This window comes from Bradyrhizobium forestalis, assembly GCF_002795245.1.
Taxonomy (GTDB): Bacteria; Pseudomonadota; Alphaproteobacteria; order Rhizobiales; family Xanthobacteraceae; genus Bradyrhizobium; species Bradyrhizobium forestalis.
In genome coordinates this window covers 1-12,456 of the sequence record NZ_PGVG01000065.1, presented here as the reverse complement: position 1 = coordinate 12,456, position 12,456 = coordinate 1, and the positions used below count along the sequence as shown (strand labels likewise).

At 57.0% G+C, this 12,456-nt stretch carries 7 protein-coding genes and 1 pseudogene; 4 read left to right on the top strand and 4 right to left on the bottom strand.

Going from position 1 to position 12,456, the window contains the following annotated elements; all coding sequences use genetic code 11:
• Window positions 1-276 precede the first annotated feature (276 nt).
• On the top strand, window positions 277-1,050 hold the full coding sequence (locus tag CVM73_RS36780; RefSeq protein ID WP_100236620.1) for an IS5 family transposase: 774 nt from the start codon (window positions 277-279) through the stop codon (window positions 1,048-1,050).
• 2,081 nt (window positions 1,051-3,131) lie between these two features.
• On the opposite strand, the gene CVM73_RS39900 is transcribed toward CVM73_RS36780, so the two are convergent.
• The 3 genes from CVM73_RS39900 to CVM73_RS36760 all read right to left on the bottom strand — a co-directional run bounded on the left by CVM73_RS39900 (window position 3,132) and on the right by CVM73_RS36760 (window position 10,139).
• On the bottom strand, window positions 3,132-5,378 hold the full coding sequence (locus CVM73_RS39900) for a di-heme-cytochrome C peroxidase (RefSeq protein WP_245452540.1): 2,247 nt from the start codon (window positions 5,376-5,378) through the stop codon (window positions 3,132-3,134).
• Between the two features lie 66 nt (window positions 5,379-5,444).
• On the bottom strand, window positions 5,445-6,815 hold the full coding sequence (locus tag CVM73_RS36765) for a hypothetical protein (RefSeq protein WP_245452539.1): 1,371 nt from the start codon (window positions 6,813-6,815) through the stop codon (window positions 5,445-5,447).
• Window positions 6,816-6,917: 102 nt separating this feature from the next.
• The gene (locus CVM73_RS36760; RefSeq protein WP_245452538.1) at window positions 6,918-10,139 is read right to left on the bottom strand and encodes a hypothetical protein; all 3,222 of its coding nucleotides are present in this window, start codon (window positions 10,137-10,139) and stop codon (window positions 6,918-6,920) included.
• Window positions 10,140-10,328: 189 nt separating this feature from the next.
• Here CVM73_RS36760 and CVM73_RS39520 point away from each other — a divergent pair, with 189 nt between their 5' ends.
• Window positions 10,329-10,541 carry a hypothetical protein gene (locus tag CVM73_RS39520; RefSeq protein WP_146006724.1) on the top strand — a complete coding sequence of 71 codons (213 nt, stop codon included), beginning with the start codon at window positions 10,329-10,331 and terminating at the stop codon, window positions 10,539-10,541.
• Window positions 10,542-11,013: 472 nt separating this feature from the next.
• On the opposite strand, the pseudogene CVM73_RS36755 reads toward CVM73_RS39520, so the two are convergent.
• A pseudogene (locus CVM73_RS36755) lies at window positions 11,014-11,533 on the bottom strand (IS5 family transposase); the annotation flags it as partial.
• A gap of 182 nt (window positions 11,534-11,715) precedes the next feature.
• Between CVM73_RS36755 and CVM73_RS36750 the strand changes: the two are divergent.
• Window positions 11,716-12,039 (top strand): MCP four helix bundle domain-containing protein, encoded by a 324-nt coding sequence (locus tag CVM73_RS36750; RefSeq protein WP_146006723.1) that lies wholly within the window; start codon window positions 11,716-11,718, stop codon window positions 12,037-12,039.
• Window positions 12,040-12,105: 66 nt separating this feature from the next.
• Entirely contained in the window at window positions 12,106-12,336 is a 231-nt protein-coding gene (locus tag CVM73_RS36745) for a hypothetical protein (RefSeq protein ID WP_100236618.1), read from the top strand.
• Window positions 12,337-12,456: the final 120 nt, after the last annotated feature.

Below are 12,456 nucleotides of genomic sequence, written 5' to 3'. Positions count from 1 at the left end.
TCTCAACTGCCCGCTTAAGATAAGGGGTTCTAGCAGGCGTTGCTGTTAGCGGCTTGGCTCTGCGCGAGGGAGAAAGGCGCGGGCCAAAGCGGCGTCCAATTGGACGCTCTCATAAATTTGAACGACGCCCGTAGTCTGCGGATGGCTGGCTCCTGCTGAGCTCGGCGGAGTGGACGATGTCGCAGGAGGCTTGGGAATGACCCGGTGGATGCTTCGGAGTAGGACTAGAACCTATCTCAAAATTGAAGATCAGACTCGATCGGCTATAAAGGGAAGATGATTCGACTGGCGGACGGACAATGGGAGCGCATTCGGAAGCACTTTCCGGAAGAGCACATTGCTGATGGACGGCCGGGCCGGAAGCCTATTGCGGCACGCCAGGTTCTGGAAGCCGTTCTTTGGATTCTGAATACCGGCGCGCAGTGGCACATGCTGCCGCAGTGCTATCCGAACTATAAGACCGTGCATCGTCGTTTTCAGAGTTGGTGTCGCAGTGAAGTGTTGCGACGCATTTTGACCGATATCGCCAACGAACTTCGCGATAAAGGCGCGCTCGATGAGGAAGAGTGTTTCATCGACGCAACCTTTGCGATGGCCAAAGGCGGCGGCGCAGAGATCGGCCCGACGAGACGTGGAAAAGGTCTTAAAATCATGGCGATTGTGGATCGCCATGGCTTGCCGCTTTCGGTGAGCACCCATGCTGCGAACCATCACGAGGTGCGCTTGGTGCAGCTCTGCTTCGATTTTTACATGATCGAGGCTAAACCAGAGAACCTGATCGGCGATCGCGCCTATGACAGCGATGCGCTCGACGAAGAGCTGCGGTCACAGGGCATCGAGATGATCGCGCCACATCGTTCAAATCGGGTGAGGTCGCTGACCCAAGACGGCCGCAGGCTTCGTCGTTATGCGCGACGCTGGCTGGTTGAACGCTTCTTCGCCTGGATACAATGGCGACGGCGTCTGCTGGTCCGATGGGAGTTCTATCCGCAGAATTTTCTCGGCTTCGTCCAGCTCGCTTGCCTGCTGATCTTGTTCCGACAATTTTGAGATAGGTTCTAGTGACCTCGGTAAGGCCGCAACCTATCTGGGATCTGAACCAACCAATATGGCTCAACACTGAGCAGCAACACCTTTGACCGGAATATAGGCGCGATCTGCGGCACATATACTAACAATGCAAGCTGCTGGCCGCGACGCGAGCGTGCCTCAAGCGGCAAGCGGCCGGCTTGCTCAGACCAATCAAGGCTAGCCATCAGGTTGACCGTGAACTTTGTCGGATGCGGACCGACGACCGTCTGGACGGACAGCTCAATAGCGCGACGGGCTTTCAGGGTCTATGGCTGCTCTCGCTCGCAGAGCCGGTTGTAGGGAATGGTATCAGCGCCGGCGCAGATACCTTTATATTCAATGCTGGCGACAAGGCAACTTACGTTCCAGTGGCGGCGTCGTGACCGAGAGTAGCGCAGGCGAGAAGCTCTCGAACACGAGGAAGAGCCCGGAGCGACATCAAAGTCGAGTCGGTTAGCTTCGATACTGAAACAAACAGCCACCTATGATTCTCAAGTAATCATGCCGGCTGACGGGAACGATCCGCCCGGTGTATACGCGCGAACTGGCTTCTGATCGCTTGTCAGTTGCGCGCCTCCAGGCTTGCTGACGATGCACGCGCCCGCCGACGCAACCGTCTTGACACACTTGTTCGTGAGAGCTGCGGATGGCGATGGTGTGCGCGACAAACCGGATGAGAGCGAAATCTCACCCTGATCGGCGCCACCTAGCATCCTGTACGACGCCTTGCCGGACTTGCCGTCCCTTCCGTACGCCCTGCTGCGGGTTGTCTCGCTGCTCAGGTCGGCCGCAGCGCATGTATCACGTCGCTCCTTCGCGCTCGATCACCACGAGCCTACGTGCACGGCCCGTTCCCGAGATCTTCGGCGAGCGTCCAGCACCCGCTCGGTCCGATCCGAAGTCAGTACCGCGCCGCATGTAGCAGTCGGAAGATCCCGACGAGCCGCAGTGACAGTTCGGGGCAGCTTGCTCAATGGTTCTAATCCGTCGACGCGACGTCGCAAGGCGTGATATTTTTCCCTTGAGCCTCCGGCGCGCTTCCGTGCCATCTTATTCAGCTGGACTAGCTTACTCGAATTTGCGGCGCTCGCCGTTTTTGCGCACCGATCGCCCAGATTCCTTGCGGTTGTTTGGTGAGTCACCGGAGGCATATGATCGCGTTTCGCGAGACCCGCTGGCCAGTACCTGAACTGATTTGATTTTCGGCAAATGCCGTCTCGCGCACTTAGCCGTTCCGGATCAGCTTCCACGGCGGCACCCTCCCCGAATGGTTCCAGTTCGTGGGCGCTGTGCTGATGGATTCGGATCGGCCTGCTTTAATCCTGTTTGGTTGACCCGATAGGTTCGCCGGCGCCGATGTTTTCGGATGAAGATCGACGAGAACTTTGTTGAGGCCACATGGAGGGAGCGCTGCTCAACGCGGTTTGCGCAACTTGCCTGAGAACTTCGACGGACGTCTCGCCGCGAGAGGCGGCTTCTAGAATTTTGGAAGCGACGTGCGCTCGGATGCCTGTCTCGTGCCGCGACAGGTCCTTGCACACTTCATCCAGAATTCGACGGAGGCAGGCGGCGGTTTCGGAGTTGAGCATAGAAAGTCTCCTCCAATGGAGCGGGGCAATGGCTGCACTGCGCGGCGAAATTTCACGACATAAATATTAGCAAGCGAATGTGAACGGCGATGGGAATGGTCTTAAGCCTCTTCACTTAAGGTTGCATGAACTTATAACGAAGAACATCGCGCGTCATCAACTCTATTTCTTCAGCGAAGATTACCGACATAGTCTGGCTAGCCGGCTCTACTCCTGAGCAAGCCTCCAATCCTGGCCAGAGTTCAGCCTTCTGATCGAATTGATCAGCCAAGCGCGGGGCGCCCCGGCATGATCGGCCATCGAATCAAGGAGCGTCGCCATCATTTTTTCCTCGGGACGCACTCCGGCGCTCCCTTTCAGGACAGTGAGTGACACGTACAATAGGGTTTTCGTGGATGGTGTGCTTCCCAAAACGATCGGCTTGATCTGCCGTCGAGAGACGAGCGCCCAGCTTCGAGGGTAACGGCCTCCTTACAGCGTCTTCAAATACTCCAGAAGCGCCCGCCGTTCGGCGTCGGTTAATTCTGGCCCGATGACCCCAGGCGGCAGCTTCGTTATATCCGTTTCCTTGCCCTCAAAGGAATGCCCGCGATTGCTATTCCCAAGCAGCGATACGTTGAAGTCCGTCAGGCCGGCCGCACAGGCGTCGTTCGCTCGCACTTTCGCAACGAGCCCGACGTCAACAGGATCGAATTTGCGGCTGCCCACGCAGAAAGAGCTCGGCCGCCGGCCCTGCGGCAATAACATGTCCTTTAGCGTCGGCACGGACCCGTTGTGCAAATACGGAGCTGTTGCCCAAACACCGTCCAGCGGACGCGCGCGGTACTGAGGTTCAAGGGCAAGGACATCTTCGTCCTTGCCGTTACGTCGCGCCCGCGCTCCAATGTATGTTCGCGGGTTTTGGCAATTCTTCCTCGGCCCCCACATCTGCTGCTTGGTATTTTCGGAAGAGTTGTTCGCGAGGTTCCATTGATCGATCGTCTTGCCCACGACATCCATCAGCGCGAGCACAAATAAGGGGTTTGGCGCCGGATCGGCCGGAAGGCCGCACCCCCAGGCTTTGTTCAGGTCATCGATCGGATTAAGACCGAGTGACACGGGTAAGTGAACGCGCCGGGTCATCAAGACGTTGGATTGTTGACGATCGGTGCCAATCACGTTCACCGGCAGCTGAGCGACGTTGAAATAATGGCGTCCGCCGATCTCCACCCAATTCTTCTCGCCCTTGGCAGAGCGATCTGGGTTCTCCGGCTTCCAGAACGAATCGTCCGGCCACTTGGCGTCGAATGCGGGATCATTGACCGGCCCTCGGTGGCATTCAAAGCAGTGCGAGCGATAAAGATCGCGACCTTTCTCAATGAGTTTTTCGTCGATGGCCCAGGCCGGGTCGCCTCGGAACCTGTCCTGCGCATCCTTCCATCGTGGCGCGACAAGCCCGTTGAATTTCCTGCCGCTTGCCTCCGCCGACGAAAACGGATCGGTACCGCGCAAAAGCTCCTCGAAACGCGCAATGTCCGAAAGATGAATGGATGATTCAAAAAGCGGCCGTCCAGGCGCGGGTGCCCTCATGTTGATTTTCGCGCTGACGCCGAGCGCTTCGCCGGAATTGCGGACAAGCTCGTTGAGAACAGAGGCGTCGTACTGCGCCCAAAGGAAGTACGGCGTGTCCCAGATCGGCGGAAAACTCACGGGAGCGTCGTTGCGCGCGAAGTTGCCCTTGAGGAGCGGATCTGGGAGTTCCCCGGTCGCCGGATCCAGGAAATTGGTATAGAAGACCTGGTTGCCGATCCGGTTCAAGGCATCAAGTCGGCCGAACCCTTCGTCGAGATTCGTCACGCCCTGCTTCGTCAACAGGCTATCATTTGCGGCTTTTTGCTTCTTGATCTTTTGAAGTGCGAGCTCCAGATCACCTCGAAGCTTCCCGCGGTCGACGCTTCGACCTTCAATGCTTTCCAGCCGGTCGGCGAAACGATCAAACCGCCACGGCAAGATCAGCGTATAGCCGATCGATAACCCAATGACCCGTTCAACCTCGCCAAGGTTGACCATCGCTGGCCCACCATCGTAGCGAATGCTGACATTCTTGTACTCGAGATGCCCGGTATGACAGGCGGCGCAAGTTAGTCCGATCTGATCTTCGTAGAAAGCTCCCGTTGTCGGGTCGACGCCCCCTTTCAGGATCGCGAAACCCACAGGCAAACCATTGGCATTCTCGGGCGTGGTCGCTGTCCAAGTGGAGCTAACGCCCTTGGCATCGTCCTGATAGCCGTACGCAGGTGAGCTAGCGTCAAAGTCCTTTGTGCTCGGACTTGGGATGAAACCAAGGCGTCGCAGATACTCGTTGTCCGTCAGGCTCGTGTAACGGACCGACAGCTCAGGACGTTCTAGAGCCAGGAACCACTTATAGGGCACGGGAATAGTGGCCGTGCCTTGGGACGTGTGGTGGAACCAGTAACGCTGCCGCGCACTCCAGTTCTGGGGCAGCCAGTGTGCGCTATCGATTTTCGAGGGCGCGGGCAGTGTCGCCGGCAGCAATTGCGCCACCAGATTTGCGTCATTCTTGACCTTAAGCGCGGCATCGCGAAGCTTCTCGGGTGCGAAATACGCCATCCCTATTAACGCCGCCACGAGGAACACAATCGCGAACGAGAGAGCGACGACATGAGGCCACCGCCTCACCACGCCACCCACCCAAGAGCTGAACGAACGTGCCCCCATCCTAAACTCTCCTTCCATCCCAAATGCGCCCGCTGCGCGCGAGCGCGCCAGCCAGCAATGCGCTTATTACTTGTTCAGCAATTGGCTATTGATGAAGGTGACGACGTCAGCGGTCTCGGCTGCCGCGCGCCGCGTTATGGTGGCGGCCGCTGGGCCACCATGCAAGAACGAGGGAAACCAACCGAAATTGCGAACATTCCAGTCTTCTTTCGGTAGAACGGCTCGGTTCACCCCACGCACCGCGAAGCCTTGCACTTTCCTGGACAGCGGCTGCGCGGTTTCGGTGTGACAGCTCACGCAGTCCGTATTGAAGAAATGACTCTTCTTCGTATCGGCAATGACATTGACGATCTCGAGTACGCGGCTATTCGGCACGTTGGCATCGATGAAATCGGCTGTCGAAACACCCTTACGATTGTCAACGGCCAAGGGAGGATTCTGCAGCGCCGCGTGGCGACACGTCGTTGGATTCTGGTTATTCGTGGCAGGCCGCGGGACCACGTGCGTCTGGCCTACGATGCTGAACATCTGCGCGGCATGGACGCCATCGAGCGTCGGGCCAGGCACTGGTATCAATCCAGCCTGCGGAACCCTTAGCATCGAGACGAAAACCCAGGGTTCTGGCGGTGAAATCCCCATGACAGCCATGGTGTTGAGGCGCTGCGGCGAGAGATGCTTTTCAAGGAAAGCTTTAACCGCATCACGAAACGGCTTTGCGGATGCACCGACAAGGCCCGGGTGCACGTTCATGTCACCGGCAGAAGAGACCTTGACATTGCCGAACTTTCCCGCCGCAAGTTGATCACGCAAAGATGCAACGTCACGAACGATTGCCTTGAAAGCTTGATCGTCAGGTTTAAATCGTGGGAATGGCGCACAACCATCAAGAGGTGAATCAGGCTCGAGGTTGAAACTGAAGATAAGATGACCGGCAGTGTCATGGACCTTGAAGCCTTGAGGGTCATTCGTCACCGGCTGAATGATCAGGCGGATTTGCGGTTGGCGGCCAAACTGGGCGATGACATCAGCAGATAGTCCCGGGGCTCCCGGATCGATCCGGATCCCCGCAACGAACCAGGCATCGATCTTCTTCACGACATCAGGAAGCTGAATGCGGCGCGCGCCCGAGTCCGGCACGCCTTTGCGTTCTGGATTTTCGGCGTTTGCAATGAAACGCGAAAAATCCTCATCGGACAAAAGGCGCTGCGGAGCCCCAGTGGGGCCGGCGAGATCGAAAACCGCGATCAGATTGACGAGGTCCGCCGGAGCCTTCGGTGGAGGAAACAGGATGGACACATCATTGGCCGAAAGCGGCTTCGAAGGCGTCTCGGCCCGGGCTGCTCGTCCTCCCAAGGCAACGGCGACAATCAGCCCCGCTGCGGACAGAGTTGTAAACAGCCGACCAAGTTTTAACCGGCGGATTTCACCTTTTGCCATCGTCCGAAATTCCCCTGTAAGATTGAAAAATCGAAGGTCCGATGTAGACCGGTTTCAGCCACATAATCCCCACACGCGGCGCGCGGCCGGGGATCAGGATGCTTACTCGCTGCCGTAAAATTTGCTCTGCAACGACTTGAGTTGCGTCGGATGTAACGCCTCTTCAATGCAGCCGAGAAACATCTGGCTTCTTGCATTGACACGCTCCCTATCGGCTGGGCCATGCTCCATGTCGGTTTGCAACGCGCGCACGGCGATCCAGTCCTTCGAGGGATCCTTGAGCAGCTCAAACAGCGTTCGGTTCTGATAGGGATGAAGCCGAAAGTGGGCAAAAGCGACCTTGGCTGAGATCTTCGCATCACGCAGTGCGTCGGGAAACGTGAGGAGATCAAGCCCCGCCAGTTCTCCGATCTCTTGCACTTGATTCTGCGCTTCCTGATATTGCTCCCGTCCCACCAGTTGATACATTCCTCGTGGACGAAACAGCCAACCGTCGTCCGTTCCGGCCTGGTTTCCGAACGGGTTGCCCGCGTAACCAAGAACAAAGTTGGCCAATTCCTTGGGATGGTTGAGCAATGCGTCCATGCCGACGAGCGGTTTGTTCTTGGCCGCTAGGTCGGCATTGTTCTTTTCTATCCGGTCGCGCCATTTGCGCGGCAGTTGCGAGATCGCGCTGTATGAAAAGTCTTCGCTGCTGCGTGTAAAGTCGGCGCTGTCGTAGGAGATTGCCCCTAGGATATAGGCCAGGATCCGCGGATCCGTCTCCTTGATGCGGTCCCATTCCTGCAGCAAGGCTTTGACCTGCTCGGCCTGGAAATAAGCCATATAGCTCTTTCGATATGGCGGCACGGGCGCAGGAGCCGGCGAATGGTCCTTAATCGACTGCGCCAGCTGATGCTCGTACGCGGAAACTTTATCCTGGTATTTTTGATAGCCGCGCTCCTGCAACCACTTGCTCTCATAGCAGGCAAGTAACGGCTGCGGTTTGATCTTTTGAGCGGGCCTGTATTCCTTGTCCAACTCGTCAGCGTAAGCCGCCTGGGCAAGCTTGGCTTCTTTGAGTGTTTCAAAGGCGGATGCGACGGATCCGTTCAAGAGATGAAACAACTTCACTTGCAGGCAATCGGCGTTACTCTGCTTCTTGCGCGATTGATCGAAGTCATCCTTTGGGACACAATCCCAAAAGCGGCCGCTGCTTAGCGAGATGATATCTTCAGTTTTCTGAGATAGCGTCCAACCAAGCGGCAGGTTGTAAAACGAACCTGTTATGTCTATTCGACCGAACGTTGGAAAGCGTTGCACGCTAGGCGTTACATCGCTCGTAGGCCGACGATCGATATTGTTCGCATGGTTGAGTGCAATATAGGTTCGAGAGCTTCGCGTGCTCAAGAGCGCGCGCACCGGCTCCATGAGCTCACCGAACATGAAAGAGCCGTGATCTCCGAACTGACCGCTCACCAGCGACAGCAGATAGATCCGGAATTTTGGCGCGTCAGAGGTGCCCTTGATGCTGTTGAGCCGCTCAATCAAATCGAGCGCGGTCTCTATTCCGGAATTCTCGACATATCCCCCATCCACCAGGCGCGCCTGCGGATTGGCGGTAATACAATCATTCCGTAAGGAGACCGTCGCTGCCGGCGTCACCCATGGAAATCGCGCACTGATAAAGGCCGCCGTGCTAAGCGGGATCCGCAGCGAGCGGCTCTTGACAGTTTGATCGGCTCCGGTGCCAGCACGATCAAGCATCGAGAGAATGCAGAGGTCTTTGTCTTTGGCGTGGAGCGGGTCGATATCAAAGGGAGAGATGACAACGCGCTTGCCGCTACCGGCATCTGTCGTGTTCAACAACAGCGCCGGCATATTGTTGGAAGGGGTCCAATGTGACTGAAAATCGGCCTTTAGCAGATTGGATTGGTCCCCGGCGCCTTTTTGGCTCTTGAGCATTCTGTCTGCAGCATTCTCCAGCGTGTACTCCAGAAAGCGCGCACGATCAAAACTTGGGATCGCGAGGGGAGAAAACAGCTGGGTGAAGTCAGTAAATAGAAAACCGGCCACCAAGGGCGAGAGAAAATCAGTCTCCAAGACGCTTGCAACGCGCTGTTCTACCTGCCCAGGGGCATCGATATCCTCAGCCCGGCCGACGCCGGCCAGAAAATCGGCGATCTTCGGGCATGTCTTTGCGTCGGGAGCGATCGTATCAAGTGGCGCATTGTCGGCATGAAGCGCAGCTGCGAAGATCGCCGAGCCGACGCTCCCTCCGGAGACGCCGCTTATCGCAAACAGATGCTGCCGAAATGCCGGACAGAGATCCTGCATCCTGGCAAGAAAGCGCGCTGCATTGTTCGCTGCGTAGATGCCTCCCCCCTGGGCAGCCACAATGAATACCGGATATTCTCCGAGCCTCTCGGCCTCGGCCAGGCGCGGTTTTTGCCGAAGCCAATCCCGAAATGCTTCGACTGCAGAAATGCGCATCTCTTCTGATGGGCCGGTTGCGCCGGCCACGCTGCGCAGCCCGTGGTCATCGCCTCCAAACAGGGAGGCAACCAGGAACAAGCCGCCAAACACAACCGGTATAAAAGGAAAATTGAACCTGATCGTCAGTAGCGCAAAGTGGGTGATGAGACCGGCCACGCACATCGCAAAGAGAGCGATTACACCGAACGATCCGACGAATTGTGCAAGCCTGTCTGGAAACAAAACGAACCCGGTCGTCAACAGAGCGATGCCGCCGATCGTGAGCGCGAGAAATCTGTAGCGGATGAAATAGGCGATGTTCGCCCGGTCCGCGAGTGCGGCCGAGCGATGTTTTGACCCCATCCGCCAAGCGAATACGACAAACGAGGCGAGCAGGATCAACATGGCAAGCGCAAGTATGAGCAGCATGTTCCGCTCGAAGGCGAGCGCTTGGTCCTGAATGCGGAAGATGCTTCCGACTTCCTCGACCTCACCGATCTTTTCAGCCGGCCGCGAGGCGAGTTGACCTACCGTCGCGGCGATGATCGGCAACGCGCCGAGGACAATGGGTGCAACTTTGATATAAAACGCCACGCGCCCTCTCGCGGGCGGGATATGAGGCAGGGTTGCAGCGCTAAGCTGAAAAGCGGCCGCCCAGATCGTTAGTGCAATCACGCCCACGGCGACAAACTCCTTGAGCGTTACCCACCCAATGTCGTCAGCGGCTATCCGGTAGAGCTCCTGAATCTGATCTGGCAAGTACAACAAAATTGAAATGAATACCGAAAAGACAGCGATCCACCGGAGGTTGCGCGACAATGCAAAGAGCTGCTCGCGCACAGTCATCGCCTCAATTTCCATACTGTCCATCGGAGATAGTCCTGAGCGAGAAATAGGCCTGAATTCTGCAAAATCGTACAAGCCCTCGTTGAAGGCATTCGGCGGCCCGCTACAAACTGACGGGAGATTCCTATCGGGTCCGCCCTGAAAATTGAGAACATAACCTACAGTAGTAGCGCGATTTATCGAATATGATCTTGAACCGTCAAGAGATTTTCGATGCTGATGATCAAGACCCGTGATGTCGGTGTTTTTCGCTCTCAATCCGCCACCGTGCGCACTTTTTCTTCATTCATTCGAATAGAGCGCAACAATCCCGCATGGCCGGCTCAATCTCATCATCAGCCCGAATCGATCTCGGATCATCATCACTCGCTAGAGCCTTTAACAGTTGGCACTCGCGGCGCGTCAGGCGGTCTGCTGCTTTATTGAGGTCTCGCGACCTCACGCCGCTTGAGCTCAACGATCCGCAATTTGCTTATCCAGCCACTGGGACACGGGACGTCGGCTCGTCCTGGTTCGTTCCGGGGCGCCACCAGCACATCCGCAGTGCTAGACGTCGGACATGTCCCTCCCACTGCTCGACGGAACGTTCGAAACTGTTCCTGACGTGCCTGTAGTAGACTGCGGAATCCTTGATGCGGCAGTTCCGCCTGACGAGCACGGCTCGCGGTCGGACGGGGTTGGGGCGGAGTCCGGCTCCACGCCTTGTACTAGCCGGTCGCAATCGACGACAAATCTGAAGGACCGCGCTACCTTTCTCCGGCGCGAGCTGGTGTCAGGCATTCCAAACGACAGATACGCCGTGGGATAGATCTTTCGCCCGGACGGGCGTCGGCGCGTCGTTCAACTTCCTACCTGTAGTGCGCCCGCATCGCCGCGCTTCATGGATGCGGGCGCAACCTCAGCTTCCTCGGTTCAGACCAGATGGATAACCTCCTGGGAGACCACAGCTAGGCGTGGGCTCATAACGCGCCGCTAGCCACAGCCGGACAGATGCGAGTTGGACGAAGGCAAGGTAGTTTCCGGCAAGCCTGCCGTAGCGGTTCGCCACACGACGACGTTGTCTGATCCCGTTGAAGAACCGTTCGACCTGGTTGCGAGCAGGATAGAGGTACGGACTGAAGCAGATCGGATCGCTGCGATTGCTTTTCGGCCGGACGTTTGCCCAAGCGCTTTTCTTCACCGCAATCTCTCTGATTCGACCGGCATCGTCGCCACGGTCGGCAAGCAACATTGACCCAGACTTCAGACGAGAGAGCAGTTTTTCGGGAAGCCGAACGTCATGCGCCTCGCCCAGGCTCTACGCAAGCCGTAGGGGCAGACCATTGCTATCGACCACCGCGTGGATTTCCGTCAACCGCCGCGTGACCTTCCCATCAATTGGCGCTGGTTCCTCATGATGCAGGCCCATGCTGATGCACAGCTTAAATCCTAGCCCGCCTTGCGCAAAAGTTGCGCAATCAAGGATTGTTGTAACAAATATTTCAACTACATCTTGGTAAAAAATTTATGTGGATGGCCTGCAGCATGACGACGTTTGGGAAACGTCGTCTTCCAATACTTTCGATTTGTGCTGTCGCTCATTTCGCAGGAGTCCCTTGCCATGCTTTCGCGCTATTCGATTAGGAGCAAACGCGTCGCCGTTATTTCTTTGCTTCTTCTCGTGTTCGGCGGCCCGGGCATGCTCGCCATCAGCAACATGCGGCTGATCCAGGGCGGCGTCGCTGATTTCCAATCCCGTTGGCTGCCCGCGGTCCGCCTGCTCGGTAACCTCAGAGCCTACACCATCCGATATGGCAGAGTCGTGCGGGATCACATTCTGGAATCCGACTCCGCGAAGAAAGCCTCAGCCGAGAAGCTTCTTGCTGACCTGACGCGCGACATCGAAAGGGAGGGCGCCGCCTACGAGGCTGCTGCTCTCCTCTGAGGCTGCTGCTCTCCTCTCCGGAAGAGCACAAGCTTTACACGGACTTCCAACAACTCTGGAGCGCGTATGTCGCGCAAGTTCCAGACGTGCTCTCTGCGTACCCGCCGGAATGATATTGCCACCGCCAGCGATCTGCTCGTTCATCAAATGCAGCCGCTGCGTCAGGACAGCGGACAGGCCCTGCTGAAGGCAATGGACATCAACAACAAGCGTGCCGCGGCCGCCGGTCAGAGTGCTGAGCAGACCTATGCCTTCGCATTTTCTCTCATTGTTGGGACTCTTGTCCTCACTGTTTAGTCCCAGACTTTGATGGTGCATCCTTGTCGCACGATTCGAAGGAAGCGCTATGGGACAGATTTTACACGGCTGCGCCACCACGACGGAGGCAGTCCGTCGAGCAATACAAAATAGTCAAGA